This is a genomic window from Exilibacterium tricleocarpae (assembly GCF_007004655.1).
GTDB classification, from domain to species: Bacteria; Pseudomonadota; Gammaproteobacteria; order Pseudomonadales; family Cellvibrionaceae; genus Exilibacterium; species Exilibacterium tricleocarpae.
On record NZ_ML660091.1, the window covers coordinates 416,626 to 435,546 of the forward strand.

The 18,921-nt window shown below is 53.9% G+C and carries 10 protein-coding genes; 4 read left to right on the top strand and 6 right to left on the bottom strand.

The window, feature by feature from the left end:
- Positions 1–110: 110 nt before the first annotated feature.
- On the bottom strand, positions 111–3,089 hold the full coding sequence (locus FKG94_RS09980) for an RICIN domain-containing protein (protein WP_179957574.1): 2,979 nt from the start codon (positions 3,087–3,089) through the stop codon (positions 111–113).
- A 329-nt stretch (positions 3,090–3,418) separates the two neighbouring features.
- On the bottom strand, positions 3,419–5,026 hold the full coding sequence (locus tag FKG94_RS09985) for a peroxidase family protein (protein WP_142904068.1): 1,608 nt from the start codon (positions 5,024–5,026) through the stop codon (positions 3,419–3,421).
- A 569-nt stretch (positions 5,027–5,595) separates the two neighbouring features.
- Here FKG94_RS09985 and FKG94_RS09990 point away from each other — a divergent pair.
- The gene (locus tag FKG94_RS09990) at positions 5,596–7,620 is read left to right on the top strand and encodes a tetratricopeptide repeat protein (protein ID WP_142904069.1); all 2,025 of its coding nucleotides are present in this window, start codon (positions 5,596–5,598) and stop codon (positions 7,618–7,620) included.
- A 2-nt stretch (positions 7,621–7,622) separates the two neighbouring features.
- Here FKG94_RS09990 and FKG94_RS09995 read toward each other — a convergent pair whose 3' ends face one another.
- Together FKG94_RS09995 and FKG94_RS10000 are read right to left on the bottom strand one after the other, a co-directional pair.
- On the bottom strand, positions 7,623–9,140 hold the full coding sequence (locus FKG94_RS09995; RefSeq protein WP_142904070.1) for an FAD-dependent oxidoreductase: 1,518 nt from the start codon (positions 9,138–9,140) through the stop codon (positions 7,623–7,625).
- 3 nt (positions 9,141–9,143) lie between these two features.
- Complete coding sequence (locus tag FKG94_RS10000) at positions 9,144–10,979, bottom strand: C1 family peptidase (RefSeq protein WP_179957575.1); 1,836 nt, start codon at positions 10,977–10,979, stop codon at positions 9,144–9,146.
- Between the two features lie 219 nt (positions 10,980–11,198).
- Between FKG94_RS10000 and FKG94_RS10005 the strand changes: the two genes are divergently transcribed.
- The 3 genes from FKG94_RS10005 to FKG94_RS10015 all read left to right on the top strand — a co-directional run bounded on the left by FKG94_RS10005 (position 11,199) and on the right by FKG94_RS10015 (position 15,255).
- On the top strand, positions 11,199–13,652 hold the full coding sequence (locus tag FKG94_RS10005) for a hypothetical protein (RefSeq protein WP_142904072.1): 2,454 nt from the start codon (positions 11,199–11,201) through the stop codon (positions 13,650–13,652).
- Between the two features lie 5 nt (positions 13,653–13,657).
- Positions 13,658–14,626 (top strand): C1 family peptidase, encoded by a 969-nt coding sequence (locus FKG94_RS10010; RefSeq protein ID WP_142904073.1) that lies wholly within the window; start codon positions 13,658–13,660, stop codon positions 14,624–14,626.
- Between the two features lie 164 nt (positions 14,627–14,790).
- Positions 14,791–15,255 (top strand): hypothetical protein, encoded by a 465-nt coding sequence (locus tag FKG94_RS10015; RefSeq protein WP_142904074.1) that lies wholly within the window; start codon positions 14,791–14,793, stop codon positions 15,253–15,255.
- A 135-nt stretch (positions 15,256–15,390) separates the two neighbouring features.
- Here the strand turns inward: FKG94_RS10015 and FKG94_RS10020 are convergent, their stop codons facing one another.
- Positions 15,391–16,044, bottom strand: coding sequence for a DUF2239 family protein (locus FKG94_RS10020; RefSeq protein ID WP_218943491.1), 654 nt, complete (start codon positions 16,042–16,044; stop codon positions 15,391–15,393).
- 427 nt (positions 16,045–16,471) lie between these two features.
- Complete coding sequence (locus tag FKG94_RS10025) at positions 16,472–18,580, bottom strand: methyl-accepting chemotaxis protein (RefSeq protein ID WP_142904076.1); 2,109 nt, start codon at positions 18,578–18,580, stop codon at positions 16,472–16,474.
- Positions 18,581–18,921: the final 341 nt, after the last annotated feature.

Here is an 18,921-nt window from a genome sequence, read left to right on the forward strand (position 1 = left end):
AACCGGCTTCACCGCAACTATCGCTTTGGTTTACTTGTGCGGCCCCGATTTCCGGGCGAACCACTGGGATTTCTCAGCCTACTCGCCGGGTTTTTCCAAGCACCGGACGTTCATCTAATCCAGACTTGATATTCGTTCCACAAGGTATTGATATCCTGCCCGGTGGTATTGCGAATGGCGCTTTCCCAGGTCCAGTTATTGGGATTGTCGGGATTGGCCTGTTGGTTGAAGTCACGGACAAAATTACTGAAACCCGCCTCCTCTTGCAACCACGCCAAAAAGAAACCGGTGGTTTTGTAACCGCTGGTCCAGTGGCCGCCACTGCGCCGTTGCGACAGCGGCGCGTAGCCGGCTAAATGCCGCACCGTATCGGCCAGGCCCTCGACGGCCGAAGACGCCGCACCGCTGGCGTGCTGGTAGGCGTGGGTCATTTCGTGATAGAGAATCCCCGTCACTTCGTCCAACACATCGCGATTGGCGCTGCGCAGGCGATCGAGATAGTAGGCGTTGATATTGACAGTGATCCGCGGCGGCCGCCCCGCTTTCCACGCGATCCCGTCGCGGTTGTTATCCCAGTTCTCGATCCGCAGCTCCAGTTCGGAAAAGTTCGGCACCGCAGCCGGCGTTTCGTATAAAAGCGGGCCTACCTCAGCGGCAATCCGATGAATATAGCCGTCCACATCGGGCACCAGTTCCCTGAACAACCGGGCACCGGACGAATTGTCGGGGCGATAATCAATCGACGGCTTCAACACGGCTTCCCAACCGGTCGCCGCCGTGCTGATACGGAAAGACGACAAGGTATCATTGAAACCGAGAGTGGTCAGGTTGGTTATATCGCGGTTGAGACCGTGAACAGTGCCGCCGAAATTGATATGGCGAAACAGCTCGACCCGATAACCGCTTTGCACGCGCACGGAAGAGACCACATCATTCCATCCGCTCGGCATGCTGGTGTAGTCCCCCGCGCCGCGACAAAAGCTGGCGCCGCGGTACTGGGAATGTTGATAGAAACAGACAACACCATCGGTTATGGTCACTTCTGTAGTGGCGCGCTTGGAGGCACCACTGTCATCCAGCACAGTCAGGGCCACCGTGTAGGTGCCTTTCGTCGTATAGGTATGTTCAGGGTTGGCGTCGTCGCTGGTGTTACCGTCACCGAAATCCCACTGGTAACTGATAATGCTGCCGTCAGGGTCTGAAGTGCCGGTACTGCGAAAGCGCACGACACTGTCGACCGTACCGGAGTAAGGACCGTTGACCCGTGCCACCGGTGCCTGGTTTTGACCTTCGGTAACCGGCAGCAGGCGAAATTTCTGGTTACTGTTCCCGTGGCAGCCCCACTGCAGGATGTTGGCTCCATCGCCCGTTCTGGCTCCCTCCACATCGACACACTTGCCGCTGCCCACATTTTGCAGCGCAACAATATTGTTGCCGTAGTCGATAATACCGAAGCGTCTGCCGGTGGAACCGTCACAGGATTGCTGTTCGATATTTTGTCCGTCACTGCGATCGCCACTGCCGGGCCTGACCGCCAGGCATTGACTACTGTGTCGCGCCTGCAGGTCAATCTGGTTGTTGCCGCGGTCGCGCAGCTCCCACTGTTGGTTTTCGCCTTGATTGCAGTCCCATTGCACAATATTGCCACCACGGCTGGGGCTTCTGTCGGCAACATCGAGACATTTCCCGGAATGCAACGCCTGCAGTGCGAAGGTGCCGGTGACCACCGGACCGACGCCATTGCGAAAGCCCGCCATTATCGGTGCCGTAATGTTTAACACGCGATGGTTATCGTGCCAGGCCGCGGTGCCGCGGGGCGCGCCGCGAAACGTTTTGCCCGGGTGCGACCAGAAGTTGCGGCGCCGGCAGCAACCCTGGATATTGTAAGACATCACCGTGCGCCAGCCGCCACTGCGATTGGCATAGCCGTGACCGAAGGGATAGGGAGAGCGGCTCGAGTCCTGTTCCGGATTGTGGCGTGCCCCCTGCAAGTGACCGATTTCATGGGCAAAAGTGTAGTTACCTGTCGCGCAGTTTTTCGCCACTATGGCATAGGCGGAGTTGACATTGGAGCCGATCCCCCGGGCGATGCCGCAGTAGCCGCCGCCATTGGTAATCAGTATCGCCACATCGGCGCTGCGCTGTTCGAGCAGGCTGTGCACCTCGTCCATATAACCGTCGCGGCGACCCGCAAATCGACTTAAATCGGTGCGCATATCGCCGGACTCCCGGTAGTTGACCTGCGCCATATGGGCCAGTCGTACACGGGCGTTGATATCACTGTCGGCGTAACCGGCATTGGTTTCGGCGATGGCCAGATCGATAGTACCGGCGATATTGTTGCGGACCGCCGGCGTATAGACCACCAGCAAATCGATTACCGCGGTGTCGGCCCGGGGATCGGCCGCGGCGGTAACGGCCAGTTGCTCGAGCATCTGTTCGTCGACCAGAGAGGTATCGCCGTCAACGGCGGGCGGGTGATCTTCGGGTAAGGCATCAGGATTAATTTCCTTGATAACGTGCGCGCCATCGGCCAGCGGTTCGACCTTAAACAACCTGTCGGCATAGTGAATGGTCGCGGTGATTTCATTGCCGCGGCGAACGATGATAACTGAGTCCGCAACGGATTCTGTGTTGGATGCCGAGGGCTTTTTCAGACTACCCGCTGAAGGTTTCCCCACATTGCTTACTGAAGGCTTTCTCACATTACTTGCCGAGGACTCTCCACCACCGGCAGCGGTCATTTTGCCCTGGCCGGCGGCTATACTGCCGCGCCACACCACTGCCCCGGTACCGCTGGCATAAGCGTTTCGACGCACAGCCCGCAGGTCTATACCCCCGTCGAGGTTCAACAGGATACTGCCCTGCTCCTCACTCACTAAAGCAGCGTTCACGGTTCTTAAAACCTGATGATCAACTTCCCGATCCTCAACTGTTCTACTCAGGGCCACCGCAGCAGTTGACTGCAGTTTATCGGGCAACGGGGAAAACAGCGGTTGATCAACGTCCGCAGCCGCGGCACTGCCCGACACCAGGAGCCCGCAGAAAACAATGGCTGTAGCGACGGGTGAAAAAAATGGTTGGCGCATGAAGTATCCTCCCATGGCGGGATTGATTTTGGACCCCTTTTTGACAACGTTGTCGCTGGCAAGGTTGAGCAATAGACACGCCATCTAGGGTAATTTATAAAATTTCTTCTAGATTTTTAGGTTAGACAAACCAAAAATAGACAACGTTGTCTAACCGGCGTGAAGCGTATCACCCGCATTCAGAAAAGTGCGTGAGGCCGATCACAGTCTGTATTGGGATTACGCTGACAAGCGTGTGCGCAACATCAAAGTGTCAGGCTTTTGGCATCGAAGACTACTGCAGTCCGAGGTGCGCCAGCGCAGCCGTGCAGGACATGGCATGCAACCCGTTACACCGCAAACCGCACCGCAACCTCATCGCTATCCGCGAGATTGCGATGGACGAGATCGGCCAGGGATGTGGTCTTTTCAATCAACTGCAGGCCATAATCTGAAAAGGTGTGGGCGTTGTAAACATTCTGTGACAGTAAGGGGTTGGTATAGATTTGCGTAAACGCATCATAGGCGACCATGGCGTTGAGCAGATCACCGAACAACCCCTCCCCCACACTCCCCTGCGCGAACATTCCGACGATAAACTCCACTTGGTTAACATCGTTATAAAGGCCCTTTAACGCGTCGATTAATTGCGCGTCATCGGTCAACTCATCAAACCGGGACAGGGGTTTGAAACCAAACTGCCGCCGGTAGTCGTTATAGGGACGCAGCCTGAAGTCCCGCCCCATCCTTACCGTCGCATACTCGGCCCCCAACATAAACTCGGGAACGTTCTGCAGCGAGATGGCACCGGCGGCCTGGACGGAAGCCGCCTGAATAACACTGCCGAGCCCGGCGGCTTCAAACAGCGCGTTGTTTACCCGGTACTGCAGATGATCGTAGTTTCGCCCGCCTATTACTATCTGGTCGGGAATCAAACCGTGCCAGCGATACAGCAGATCAAACTCCAGGGCGATCCAGGGCGTTCGGTACCACGCCTGTCGTTCGGCAAAAGTGTGGTCCAGTTTGAACAGCCTGAGCCCGGCAATATGGTTTATATACTCTTCGATGACCAGTTTCATCAGAATAACGGTATTGATCATTCGCGCGGTCTGAAAAAGTCGTTCATCGTCCCAGGCAGGATATCTGTTATGCAACTCGTCGCATATTCTGTTATGTTCGCGCAAAAACAACGTGCTGATAGCCACATAACCAATCGAGGAATTGCCCCGGTCGAGCCCGGTGGCATAGAGCTTGTGCTTGCGGTCCTGCGGCCAGGCGCCAAAAATTTGCGCCAGTCTCTCATCGCTCGTGTAAGGAAGCACCCGGTAGTGTTCCTTGACCTGCCAGTGGCCACCGGCGTCGACGGTGCCCAGATAGTCCGGGTATTCCGCGCCATCGATGTGTTGACTGCGCAGCTTGCCGCCGCGTTTTGAGCGCAGGGCATTTGCGGCGGTCTCTGTCAGCCCATAAATTTGACAGAGATCGATATTGTGGTTAGAGGTATTTTTGCGGCGGTCACCGGGGTCGACTCTAAGCACGCTGTCGGTAAACCATTGGGCGAAAAACATAAACAACAACGAGGAACGACTGGGCTTCATCGAGCCCTCTCTGCGGAACAAGGCGGTAACGGCACCGGTTGCTCCCGTGTCGGGATTGTATGGCCGGTCCTCGGGCAATTGGGTGGTATAACCCGGATCAGCCGGAGGCAAATGTCTGGCAAAATAAAGGCGATTGGTCAACATCGGCCAGGTGGTGTAGTCGCCGACAGCCCCCTGTTCTTCGTAACCGGTCGGGGTCGGGGTGCTGCCGCGCGGCATGGGCTGGTGCGACCACAGACTAAATGCCCTGGGGCGGGGTTTGATGATAGTGCATATGCGGTTGGTAGCGTACCGGTTTAAGAACGTGTTGGTGTAAGGGATTTTACTGACAATATTAAAGATCCTATTGACGATTCCCATTGATTTTCCCCTGTCGTCAAAGTGGTGGAAAACACCACATATCCGTTAACCGATTGCCACGATAGGCCGATAGATACGGTATAGGCAAGTGCCGGTTTCGCAAAAAAACAATGCAAAACCGGCCAACAATGAAAAATGCCGTTTTTAGTACTGAGGGAAAAAAAGAGGCCTGCGTATTATTCTAAATCGACCTTATAGTGGCTGCTAAAATACAGTGGCTGCTGAAGCCTGGCGAAGTCACCGTCTAATCGGGAGCAAGCGGGCTTTGGCGGGGTTGCGACAGTCATCACATGACGACTATAAGTATCATTTTTTAAATATCAGTTTAACTATAACTAACCTTTTTATATATTATTTAAAATCCATAAAAACGATAACTCACATGGAATAGTATTACTTATCTCTGTCAGGATGACAGGCTTATAGCACAAATAATATGCATATAAATTAAAAGACGAAATAAGCATCCCGGTTAGTCCGACAAGTACTCACCAATACCGGCAGTTCTCTCCGCTTTCACGGTGACTGTGGGCGAGATTCGTCTAATTTTATACGTTCAAGGAGCCACCATGACCCGAGGTCAGCGTGACAGAACAGTTTCTGTTTTAACGACTGTCAAACTGCAAGCCCTGTTGGATTCCGGGCTAAACCCCACCCTTCGCAATCGACGGGCGCTGGCCGACTCCATGACTGCCGGTGGCGATAAGATCAGTGTGCACGGCGTGGAAGGTTGGTTTAAGCACGTAGACTCCAACTATGCACTGGCACGCGAGTCGCTCCATCCGGAGCTAAAGTCCTATCCTGTGCCGAGACGGCGCTGGAGCGCCATCCTGAATTTGTTTCCCGTCGATGCCGACGATTTGAGACTATCGGACCAAGCCTTCAAAGACATGTGCTTCGAGCGCCTGAAAACATCCGTTCCCGCCGCGACCACGGACACACCCGATCCGGACAGCGACTACCCGCCACTGGTATTCGTCATCTACGCTATGCGCGATGGAGAAAACCTCTATGAGGAGCTGCTCTGGCTGCGGGGCAGAGGCCTGAATCTCTGGTGGGACACCAGCCTCGCGGAAGACCCGCTATGGTCAAATACCGTAGCCACGGTCATCGAACGGGCCTGCGTGTGTTTGTTGTACCAGTCGGCGGCATTGATCAGCTCCACCCGTTGCCAGCGGGAACTGGAACTGGCCTGTCACCTCGGCAAAACCATTGTCGTATCACGCAACCCCGACACCACCGCGACACCGGCGCTGGCCCAGTTACTGGAGCAGCAGCCGTCACTGGTACGGCGGGAACACAACAGCCACTACTTGGACGAACTGGAGACAAACATTCGTGCTCACCTGGCAGCGGGCGATAGGGCCTCCGCCGGTCCTCCCCCCCTGGCCGCGCCAATGCCCGACCAACCTTCGATTGTGGTGTTGCCGCTAACCAACCTGACAGGACATCGGGAAGTGAATTACGTGGCCCAGGGTATCACCGAAGACATCATCACTTTACTGTCGCGTGTGCCGGAGCTTTTTGTTATCTCGCGCACGGCAAGCAATGCCTACGCCGGTACACTGACCGATCACCGCACGATTCGTGAACGACTGGGAGTGCGCTTTGCGCTGGAAGGCAGTGTCCGCCGCTGCGGCGCAAAGTTGCGGGTGACGGCCATGCTCACAGACCTGGTCAATGAGCAACAGCTCTGGGCAGACAAGTTCGAGGGCGAGTTTGACAAAATCTGGGATGTACAGGACGAGATCACCACCTGTATCTGCGCCCGGCTGCAGCCCAGAATCGTCATGACATCCCTCGACTATGGCTCGCGAACGGATAATTACGCCACTTGGCGATACTGGCAGCTGGGGTGGTACAAGTTGTTCGTAGACCCGCCGATACCGGCGCTGAGAGAGGCGCTGGATTGCTTCCACAAAGCATTGGAACACGAGCCGGATTACGCCCTCGCCCATGCCGGTATTGCCAACGCCATGGGCACGGGTATGTTGTGGGGCGGCATCGGCCCCGAGGACTACCCCACTGCAAAAGCCCATGCCGAAACCGCTTACCGTCTTCTGCCCGACAACCCGGCGGTATTGTACTCCATGGGTATGGTCGCTTTTATTGCGCCCAAACCGCTGACGGTAGCTCGCGACTGGGTCCGGCAGGCGGTGGATTTGGAACCGAGTAATGCCGCCTATGTGGCGGCATTGGGTTACCTTACGGCCCAGGTTGGCGAGGCAGACAAAGGGCTTGAAATCTGCGAGTATGCAGCGCGCCTCGCGCCGGGCGACAGGCGTCAGCCCTTTATTAACTATATGCTCAGCGCCACCCAGGTGGCGGCAGGCCGTTTTGAAGCCGCCGTGCAAACCATGCTGCTGAGCGACCGCCTGACCAGCGTGGATTTCGTCTGGATCATAATAGGCTTTGCCTGGTTCAAACTGCATCGAATCGATAAGGTCGAGGAGGCTATTGCAAAATGCATTGCCCTCGGTGCCCGACCGCTATCGCTCTATCACTATTCTGTTACCTCGCGGCTCTGGCCACAGTACGGCATTGAGGAAAAGGAAGCGTATCTAAAAATCTGTGCGCAAATGGGTATTCGATAAACTCACATACCATCGAGCAGTTCGGGCAGGCGATACTTCATAAAGGTCATTATTCTGCCCGGCCCCACCTGCTCGGAGCGTAACCTCATCAACTGCTCTTCCGGTATTGCCACCGGCGGCAGAATAACCACCGGTTTTACGTGAGGCGCATAGCGTTGGCGAATCGCCTCGGCGGCGTTCATCCCTGAACGCACCGCACCTTCCATAGACGTGATGTCCGTATCGTTTTGGACAAAATCCCCGGCGAAGTAAAACTGCTCGCCCTGGGTCTGCGGCCGCAGCTCCCAAGTGCCTACATCATTGACGAACAACGGCTGATCGGCATTCGGGTGCGGCACCAGAAACGCCATCTCCGACGCCCTGGCGGCGGGCAGGTACTCCCGAATTTCACGCACCAGCGCATGCATAAAACCAACCTCCGACAGGCCCTGCAGGCGCCTGCAGTTTCCCGCCACAAACTGTAAGACCGTGCCGGGATATCCGCTCAGGCTGTCCCAGTGCTGGGAGATATCAAAAGCGGAGAGACTGTAGGTGGAGCCCAGCAGATCAAAGTGATCCTGCGGCACTTTCGGCAGTTTATGCTTGAAATAGATATCGATAGCGCCAAATTGATGGGCGCGCAGATAACTGAGATTGGCAAGCGCCGGTTCGGCTGCAAACAAGGTGTCACTTTGCAGGCTGCGCAGTACCTCCAGCGGCACGGCAAGCACCACCGGGCCGCGATCAATAATCCGTGTGCTGCCTTTGTTATCGGTAATCTCGATCGCCATCGGTGCATCTTCGGCAGTGATTTTCGTCAGCCGATGGTGATAATGCAATTGAAACTGCAGCCCCTTTTCTTCAGCCCGGCGGCGGATAGTGCTCTCCATCGGAGCAATCAGTATCTCATCCAGACTACCCTTGAGCGCCGCCCAGTTTTTTTCCTTAAGTACGGGGTACCACTGGCAAAAGAGATTGCGCACTACCCTGGAGCTGATATCGTACTCCTCGATGGACAGTGCGTTGAGAAACAGTGCCCTGAGACTGACCGACTCCAGGCCGTTGTAACAGCGCGAATACAGAAAGCCGCGGAAACTGAGATCGTTGACCTCTGCATCTGTACGGGTAACCAGGTCCATCACACTGAACGCTTCGCGTTCTTGTCTCGGGCGCGGTGGCTTAAAATCGTAACCGGTCCCTCGCGACAACTGGTAGTAATCCCCACCCTCAAACACCTGTTGCGGCGTGATCCCCACCCGCGTCCACAATCGGCGCATATTGACATACCAACGCGGGAAAACGTGGTAACCGTGATCCGAGGGTATGCTGTTTGCTATCTGATCATAGACCGGTTGCATTGCGCCGTCGTAAACGCGCCCGTCGCGGATGCTGCCCGCCTTGCCGCCGAGATGATCACTCGCCTCGTAGAGCGTCACAGAAAAGCCGCATTCGATTAACTCCAGCGCAGCTGTCAGACCTGCCAGGCCGCCGCCAACAACGGTGACGGCCGGTACATTGGTATTGGTATCTTGGGTCGACATTATTTAATAGTCCAATATTTCTCGAGTAAAATGCACCGCCGGGAGATGACAGCAACCCAACATGCGCATCAGTATGTTGTTCATGGTGGCGGGATCATTATCAAAACCGCTGTGGGTTTCACTGTGCGTCAGGGGCTCAGCCCCGCCTGAACCTTCACTGTAGATAAACTCCAATTCGGAACCGTGTAAGGCGGTGCTGTATTTTTCCATACCCAAAAGCGCCGTGTTTCCGCTTGCCTCAAAAGCGGTGGAGACCAGATAAAGCAGTGATTTCCGATAGACGCCGGCGACGCTGTCATCTCGCTCCAGTCTGTCGCTGAGGTTATAGACCGTCATATCATCGATACCGAAGGTTGCGCGGCCAGTCCCGAGCAATGGCCTGTAGTACTGATGAAAATCCGCCACCGTACAGGCGGGGGCCATTAGCGAACAAGTGGCGATGCGTCGCGACGCCGGCCCCGCGCCCAGCCGCTCGAGGAGATAGGCCAGCAACAGCGCGCCGGCGCTGTGCCCGACCAGGTGTATCTTCCAGTCGCCCTGGAGCAAATCCACGATGGCTTGCAGGACCTGAGTGCCGGCGCCGCCAGCCGTAAAGCCTTTGGCGGCCCCCCGCTTTATCTCCCGCCATATCGCCCGGCCCGGTACCCGGACCGACCGCGCCACAACACCGTCCCAGATGTCGTCAAACCCGGTTACCCGGTTTGGGTCGGCGCTTCTGCGCAGCACCAGGTCCTTTATCTCTTCCAGCAACCCGGTGTCGTACATAAAATGGAACGGATAGATACCGTTTTTCTTGTAGATATCCTTCATCGCCACGATACGTCGGGCGGATGCCTTGGTGCTGTTGAGTCCGCCGTGCGCATAGAGCAGCAGGTGTCGGTAGCGGTCCTGCCCCCTCAAGTACTGCGCCGTTTCCTGCACATCGGTGAGCTCGCTGAAGTAAGGCCCGGTCGGGTGAAATTCGCCATCATCAAGGTGAACAAAGTGCCCGGCGATATCGCTGCGGCGGACTTTGCGGCGACCAAACTGCACCGGGCGGCCGTCATCAACCGCAGAGTGAGCATCGGCATGAAAACGCGGTGTCGGCACCGTAAACCGCACCACCCAGGCATCGATCACATGGGTCTGCCAGTCGTCATAGCGCCACAGGGCCAGCCCGGCTTTAGCCCAGCGTTTACCCCATGAGTTCTGGACCCAGAAGCCTTCCTGGTTGTAACCCACAATGGCGAAAGCGTGGCCTCCCGCAGCGGTGACGGCGTATGGAATCGCACCTGTTTCTGCGTCCGGCTCATACCAACCGGCATGGACTCGCGCCGACACATAGATGGCTCCCGCCTCGTTGATGGCGGCGTGATAATCGGCCAACCGCGGTCGCAGGCGATAGTAGGCCCCGGGTTTGTTGAACCGCGCCGAAACGGCGCGGCTGCGGGTCAGGTCGCCGGGGCGATTCTCCTCATAGGGCCACTCCCGATCGGTACAGACCCCCATATTCTGCCAGCCGCGAATAGCGCCGCGACAGCTGGAGCCGGCGTATTCATCACCGGGCCATTCATCAAATTTACGGGCCATTTCGTAGAGCATACGCGCACTTACCGGACCCCTGGGGGCGGCGCCAATATCGCGCCGGCGCCGCACATCCAGCAGATTGAGCACGGCCGCCAGGGCAAAACCGGTGCAGGCACCTTCACCGCCCTGATCCAGTATTTGAATACCCGTCGGTGCCGGCCAGGCGTCCCTGACTGCGATAAGCGCGGGCTGGTAAACAAGATCACGAATATCATAGGTATCGGCCACCGCGTTTAACAGATGCCCGGTGGGTGTAACATAGCGATTTTCCATTCCCAGCCCCTCGAAGCCTGTCCGTTTGTTTTCAGCTCGATATCCGATCATAACCACTGTGCAGGGAAAAGCATCCGCTCCATAACTACGTTTAACTACGGCCCGCCCACCCACGGACGCCCCTAACTACGTTTAACTACGACGGCCTTGTCCAGTGCCTCGGGCGATCGGATACTGACCTCACACCCGCCGAAAACAACGATACCAAGGGGAATGCCGATGATTAAGCATTGCGATAGTGCCTCGAGATGGGTCGGCCTACTGGCCGGTTTGACGCTGACAGCCTGCACCACGGTGTCGCAGACCGATATCAGTTACGCCGAAGCGCTGCTGGCGGAGTGGGGAACTGCCACCGCTTCCTCACCGATATTGAGCAGGAAAAAGGATCACTATAAATTTAATCTGAAGAAAGATGCCGACAGCTTTTATGCCACCGCAAAATCTGAAATCAACGCCGGTATTGCGCGGCACACCCAACGGGTAACCTCGGTACTGCTGGCCGGGTCAACCCAGGCCAACTCGGTAAGCAAGGGTCTGTTCGATGCGCAAAAACAAAAGTTCTCTGCAGTCCAGACCGCGGCACTGAGCGACAACGAGAAAAGTCGTATAGACAATGAACAGAAATTTCTTATGGAGCAGGCCAGGCTAAATTATGGAATCTGCCTGAACGCAGCCGACAGTGAACTGGCGATTGCCGCCACCCTGCAAGACACCGATAAGATAAGTGCCTTAAACTCGCAAGCGCTGGCCCGGCGCAATGGATGTTTCAGCGAGTATTTGAACCGGATCGCCCCGCAAAGCCCGGCTGCCGATACCCTCCACCCCGGTCTGCCCGAGGATAACGTACCGGCGTTGAGCCGTATCCAATCACTGCCGTTTCAAGCAAAAGAGGCCTTACTTACCCCCTACTCCACCAATGACATAAGCGGCTTGAGCGGCTCCCCGGCCCTCCCCGACCACGAGGCGATTGCACAGGCAGCAACCAATAACTTTCACAAAGCCATGTTTACCACCCTGGGTGGTGAGAATGTGGGGAATGCGCTTTTTGGGGTGGCAATGGTCTCTGTCAATCCGGGGTGGCGTACCCGGCAAAACTATAAAGCCGTTGTCAATATTCAACCCCAATTGATATACAAAAGGGCAACCCGGAAAACAACACTAAACTACCTGAAAGACTCAACGGTTCCGGCAGAACTGCGAGCAGCCATTGCCTATCAGGTCGGTGAAGGTTGTGAGGAAAAAAATCTAGCACCACTTTGTAAAAATCACGAGGCATTGCTCCACAGCCTAAAAACCAACTGGCAACATGACAGCCATGCTGATGTAGTCAGCAACCCATCGGCAGTAACGGTGACGGCTATATCACCGGTTTCTTACGGGCAGACACTGGATCTGAAAAATCGGCAGTTGACGCAACTGCATCTAACGACAATGTTGGCGGCGGCGTTGCAGAACGCCGGTCTGGAAAAAGCCGCTGAGTTCTATGTGGATTTCTCCAAACAACAACGCCTGGACTTTGCTTCCCGCAATAAACGCAACAACGTCAACGTTTTTTCCCATGGTAATTCAGTGATTGGCATCGAAGTAGGGCCTGAATTCCTCGCCGCCGCCGCGGGGCGAGAAGGCTCCGCCTGGCGCCTGCAACGCCAGACAATACCGGTTTTATTGGCTATAGATATAGTCGACGAGAAGGATGACCATTATCGACCTATTTTTGTAAAGTCCTGCAAGCCGCACGATGATCTAGAGCACTATTGTCTCTTGGAGCCGAAATTGCAGTTCGTCAATACCCACAGGTGGTTGCCAATAGATAAGAACCGTTTCAATATACCGTTTCTGCCGGAACGAAAACTGCTGTCAACAAAGCAGCTAACCGACGTACAAAAAACGCTACGTAATGCTTGCGGAGAAGAACCGAAAGACACAGGCCGGCAAAACAATCAATTTTTACAGGCCAGATGCAATGAGCTACGGGCCAAACTGCTTGGCCACTACAACTATTCCAGCCTGCCAATTTTGGCTCAAGCGAAACCCAAGCCCGCTATTCAACACATTTATCCCGACAAAGTCACCCTTGCGGTTGCAGACGGAAAAGTAAAGCCGAAGCAAGTCCGCTTTATTGTATCCGGAAGCGACCTGAGAACTTTAGCCGCTGGTGACAATACGGATATCACCGGCCAGATAGCCCCCTACTTCGACGGCCAGGCTGTCGAGGCGGCAGCCCTGGTCGGCGACAGTATCGTAATAGATATGCGGATTACCGACAATAAAGGGCCGGTTATGTTCAAGATAGGCTACGAAGGCGGCTCCATAAATTCCGGCACATCACCCGCAACCCTGGCTCAGGTACTGACGAAAGTATCAAGCCAGGGACCGAATGAAGTGCAGTATGTGATCAAGTCCGACGCCATAGGTGCCGAACTCACGTTACCGCCCGGCCAACGGGATTTGCCTGAGCAGGTTGGCAAACTGCTGCAAACGATCCACACGCCGCCAAATCCCGCTACCGGGGTAGTCGCTTTGCCCGGTACCTGCGCCTACCTCGTTACCCAAAAACCAAACCTGGTGACTCAGCTCGGCGACTGTACGGCCGGCACAGATGAGAGAGCCCCGGAGTACCTGTCGCCAATCCATTCAGAGTCAGCCAAGACTGATCTCGTTACTCAGGAGTAACAACCATGAAAAACACTACCTGCGATCAAAAGCCACCCACTCCATCGCAACGGCGGAGACGACATTCCAACCCTTATGGTCGTCGAACAGGCGGCGGGACTTTCCGGTTGGGCTGTTTAAAAGATCTACCGGATAGACGCGATATTTCAGTGGCACGAGTCAACAAGGATAATAATCTGACCCACACTATCCAGGCTCTTTCGGAAAAAATAACATCCGCCAAAGAATCCTTTTTACTTTCGCCGGAAGAAGCATCGCTACCCGCTAGCTGTGAGTTAGCCCACGTCCTGTTTACAGAAATAGAAGACCAACGAACGCTGGGAAGCTGTACAGCCAATGCCGTTATCAGCCTGATCGAGTACCTGATCAAATCAGCTAGTAGCAGGAATACGGATCTTTCCCGCATTTTTCTGTATAAAGTCACAAGAAACCTGATGGGTGAGAGAGGCCTCGGGGACAGCGGTGCTTTTATTCGCGATACGATTAAGGCGATGAAAATTTTTGGCGCTCCGCCGGAGAGGTGGTGGCCTTACGATACCGAGAATTTTGACGATGAACCGGATGCGTTCATTTATACCATGGCCCAAAACTTCCAGTCTATAGACTACCTGCGCCTTGACGCCCCAGGCGTCAACGGCGGCGAAGAAACGCTTAAAAACGTTAAGTGTTGTATCGCAGACGGTTTTCCGGCTGCGTTTGGTTTTTGGGTAACAGAGGCTGTTTTCGAAGCTGGCGTGGGGACTGGCGTCATACACCTACCGGACGATTCCACAGCGATCAGCGGCGGACACGCCGTGTTGGCCGTTGGCTACGACGATGCAAAAAAGGCGATAAAAATCCGCAACTCCTGGGGCACCAGTTGGGGCGACAACGGCTATGGATGGCTCTCGTACGACTACGTGTTGGAAGGTATGGCTTTCGATTTCTGGACCATTTTCAGCCAGGAATGGGTGGATACACAGACTTTCGCCTGACCTGCTCCGAAAGCGAATCAACGTTTACCAACAGGATCGCGCTTAGCCGATCGCCGCTTGCGGAGCGATCAAAAAGCCGCCGATAGATAACTGCGGGGCGCATCATACAGGGAGAACTTTTTAATAACGTTATTGCGAAGACGCAAATATAGGGAGAATCGACAATGCCAGTCACTATCGATGAAAATATTCAAAATATGATTTCGCATCATTTGTCATTGATAAAAACCCAGATCGAAAATCGGTCGTTGGAGTTGGCCTCGAAAGAAACGAAAGAAACGGAAGAAACGGAGAAAAGCGCGGTGATGCCCCGGCACGCGTTTCAATCAATTAATGAGTATGCCCCCGGAAGACCTATTACGGAAGAAGACCCCGAATCGAAGGTTACCGCCTTTTTTCGTATGCTTTTTACTTCGACGCTTGGGGTTTCCGCGATACTGGCCGTCGTTTTCGGGATATTTGGCCTGGTTGGCTTCGGTGGCGTAGAACAGGGACACCCCGAACTCGTGGAGTTAGTTGAGCAACAAAGGGCGGCCTTTATCGACATTGCCAAGATCTTTGCAGGTGCCGTGGTAGGTGCCGCCGGCGCCAACGCCCTCACCTCCCATGGCAGAGTAGCCTCCAGTTAGTCCTGGTCTGCAATAAGAACACGGAACGGGGTAGTCGGTACACTTGTACTGCCACCCCTTATGGTTCCCAGGGATGGGCGCTTTATCAGGAGTCTTGCCCGCCACTTGCCCGACGGGAGACCACAACGCGTAGGCTCACAAGACCGCATCACCGGTGTCCGCCTCACGCAAAAAGGCCTGCTCTGCAAACCGGCAAGCATAGTATCCGATGTCGCTTGGCCACGCTTGGCCGGCCGCCGTAAAGCGCTGGCGATCCCCGGCATAGAGCGCACGGATTGCCTCTTCGAAACCGGGCAGGTCGCCGGCAATAGCCGATAAAAACCCGTGAGTTCGATTTTGGGATCGACGTACAAGGTCCTGATGTTGATTCGACGTCCGCTCCCGCTCTATCAGGCGCCTGAGTGTATTTGAGGCGCCCCCCGGCTGCTCATCCAGCCATGCCCAATGTCGCGGCAACAGGGTCACTTCGCGCCCAACCACACCAAGCTTCGGACGGCCCCGCTGCCTCTTGGGGGGCGATTCGCAGACAACTTCCATGGTGGAGGCATCAGCGGCGGCCTCGCCGGCACCGTAACGCTCAATCAACGCCGCCTCATCGCCTCGTATATCGATATCCATTTGTCGTCCTGATCTTGTTTCAAATACGAGCAGCGTGCCCGGGTTGTTTTCCGCCCGCAGGTCCTCCCGCTGACGCCTCATCAACTGGCGCTTAAAAGCCAGAGCGACCACGAGCAGCTCTCCGGCAGCCAGCAACTCCGCACCTTCGAAAAGAAGGTGGCTTGGATTCATAAATGTTTCCATAAGTGATTACAGCCATTATTGCCAAGGTAAAAATATTTTTGCCATGGTAATAATAGAATAAAAGTCTTTCAAGTGTTTTTTGAAACATGTCGACAAGCCCTTTATGGACTCAACAAAATAACAGTAACACTTTGATATAACTAGCTTTTTACTTTATCCAGAAAAGACGGTGGCGGGACCTTGTAGGAGCAAAGACATCCCGAATTTTGTGCCAATCAGGACGTCCTGCCAGGATTGGGGGTACTGGAACGTACCGGCAGCCCGAGCTGGCCGCTTTCCGTTAGCGTTGTCTGCCAGACTCCGGTGGCGGCGGGTAACCCTGGCCAGCCGCCGATACGGCTTGGCTCCAGGGTGTGTTTTTGTGGGGACCAAGGGGCCTTGTGCGTTAACCAGAGACACCCCAGGCGACTGTCTTTTAAACTTTGAATTGTTGCACCAGGCCGGATAACTCGTGGCCGAGAGCCTTCAGCCCGCTGGAGTGTTCAGTCGTTTTCTCGGCCGCCGAGGATGTCTCTTGAGCCGTGCCTACGATGGTATTGATACTGTGGTTAATGTCGTTTGTAACCTCAGATTGTTGCTCTACAGCGGTGGTTATCTGCGCAATCATAGTGTCTACCTCGGTAACGGAAGCGCTGATGTTGTCAAGCAAGCCGCCTGTCTCCACTGATTTGGCGACGCTGGTATTACTGTTGGCCTGACTACGCTCCATACTTTTCACGGCACTCGAGACACCCGACTGCAGGCTTTCGATCATCACTTGTATTTCTTCGGTGCTGTTTTGCGTGCGTGCGGCCAAGGTTCTGACCTCATCAGCCACAACAGCAAACCCTCGTCCCTGCTCGCCTGCGCGGGCGGCTTCAATCGCGGCATTTAGTGCAAGCAGATTGGTTTGTTCGGCTATCCCTTGAATGACAGTGAGCACAGAACCGATACTGTTTGCATCGTTACTGAGTTTTTCAATCACCTCCGCACTGTTTTCAATATCCCCGGCGAGGGTGCGAATGGCGTTTACAGACTCTTCCACCACATACTTCGCCTGCTGGGCTTCTTTATTTGCACTTGATGTAGAGTTAAATACGTTTTGAATATTGTTGTTAATCTCCCGCGCATTGGCAGACAACTCATTAATGGCTGTAGCCGTCGAATCAGTCTCTATGCTCTGTGAGCTGACATTTTGAGACACTGATTCGATCAAGGTATCCATACTGCTAACAGAACTGCTCATCTTTTCACTGGCAACGGATATTTCCTTGATCAGCTGCCGTATTTTATCGACAAACAGATTAAAAGCTTTCGCCAAATCACCGACTTCGTCATTTGAAGTATCATTGATTACTTGCGTTAAGTCACCTTCACCCTGCGCAATATCGCGTAGACGCGCTGCAAGCTCCTTCAATGGGTTGACCAGCAGCTTGATAAATATAACCACCATCGCCACGCTGACAGTCAACGAAATAACCGCTACAATCACCTGTTCAGTAACTGCAGCAGCTACTACACCGGCAGCGGTCTCATCAGCGCTGTCCATAAATTTATCTGAAGTCTCAGCGACCTCCTCCAACACGGCGTCTGCATTGTCGACATCCTTTTCCAGCTCTTCCGTGTAGAAATCGGCTTTGTATTCCATGTCGAGCTGATCGCGGTATGAATCAAACAGTCTTTCATCTGAGTTTGCTAAATTGATCCAATCGTCAAAAGCTGCGACCAAGTCTTTGGCATCCTGCCTATCCTCGCTGGTTTCAGCCAATGACTTCAACACCTCAAAAAACGGCTTCGTCGACTCCACTAGCTCGTCAAAATTTTCTTTAATTTGCGGCAATTTATCAGGATTTTCCTCTGCCAAATACTCCCCGGAAGTGTCTTGCAGTTCAACAACCAAGCGTTGAAGTTTGAGAGAGGATTCAACAACGGGATAGTCTTTTTCAAAAAGCTCACCAAGAACCTTGTTCACAGATTTTGCCGAGCCATTACGCGCTACAATGGCATCACCTTCGTTCTCTGCCTTTTGCATTTCCTGTTCATTTTCCGTAGCAAACTCATCCAGCATGATAATCAGCTTGGCACCTTGAGAATCAAATTCCTCAAGTAAAGATTTAGCTTTCAACTCTTCCTCAAGCTCACTGATATGCGATTCAATCATTTTCTTGGAGTGATCATTAAACTCAGTATGTTCGGTTATTGCCTGGTCAATAAGAGCAATATATCTCGGTTCATCAACAATATCTTTTAAAGTATCGGATGTAATCACAAATGAAGCGGATAATTGTTCAAGCTCCTCAGCCAAAACCTTCACTTCTTCAATATCTTCACTGGCAAGTATTTCATTCGCTACCTTTGCAGACTCCCACAGCGCCGCGATAAGGTCATCAGTTTCTTCAATAGTGGGGCCGGCCTCATCGGTTATGGTATTGATCTGCTCTTCCAGCAAAAATACGGACCATAACCCACCAACGGAAGATATAAGCACCAACACTGCCATAAGAGCCAAGCCGGCGATTAATTTTGACTGAAGTGTACGTAACATATATACCAAACCTTAACACGTGGTTACCATACCGAATATTTAGGTGTATGACTTTTAAGTAAAAACTGATCCAGCCATACCACTGCTTTCAAAATCGTGTTAGCGTCCCCAACCCGTAAGTGGACTCAATGCACGCGAAGACACCGCCTGCTCATCCCGGAGAGCAAGACCCATATCTAACCCGTTCTTTGAACGTTTACCTGAGCATAGTAACAGGTGTCTATTTACACAAATAAATAGGAATAGTTTTTCTCAATATAGAATTTTCGAAAAAAATCACATTTAAGCTAGTTTTGAGCAAAACTTATACTAAAAAATGTGTATTTTTTAATGTATCCAGC

Excerpts from the sequence above, each read along its gene's own strand:
- FKG94_RS10020 (WP_218943491.1), bottom strand. The coding sequence starts at position 16,044 with ATGAATCCAAGCCACCTTCTTTTCGAAGGTGCGGAGTTGCTGGCTGCC.
- FKG94_RS09995 (WP_142904070.1), bottom strand. The coding sequence starts at position 9,140 with ATGTCGACCCAAGATACCAATACCAATGTACCGGCCGTCACCGTTGTT.
- FKG94_RS09985 (WP_142904068.1), bottom strand. The coding sequence starts at position 5,026 with ATGGGAATCGTCAATAGGATCTTTAATATTGTCAGTAAAATCCCTTAC.
- FKG94_RS10000 (WP_179957575.1), bottom strand. The coding sequence starts at position 10,979 with ATGGAAAATCGCTATGTTACACCCACCGGGCATCTGTTAAACGCGGTG.
- FKG94_RS10010 (WP_142904073.1), top strand. The coding sequence starts at position 13,658 with ATGAAAAACACTACCTGCGATCAAAAGCCACCCACTCCATCGCAACGG.
- FKG94_RS10005 (WP_142904072.1), top strand. The coding sequence starts at position 11,199 with ATGATTAAGCATTGCGATAGTGCCTCGAGATGGGTCGGCCTACTGGCC.
- FKG94_RS10025 (WP_142904076.1), bottom strand. The coding sequence starts at position 18,580 with ATGTTACGTACACTTCAGTCAAAATTAATCGCCGGCTTGGCTCTTATG.
- FKG94_RS10015 (WP_142904074.1), top strand. The coding sequence starts at position 14,791 with ATGCCAGTCACTATCGATGAAAATATTCAAAATATGATTTCGCATCAT.
- FKG94_RS09980 (WP_179957574.1), bottom strand. The coding sequence starts at position 3,089 with ATGCGCCAACCATTTTTTTCACCCGTCGCTACAGCCATTGTTTTCTGC.
- FKG94_RS09990 (WP_142904069.1), top strand. The coding sequence starts at position 5,596 with ATGACCCGAGGTCAGCGTGACAGAACAGTTTCTGTTTTAACGACTGTC.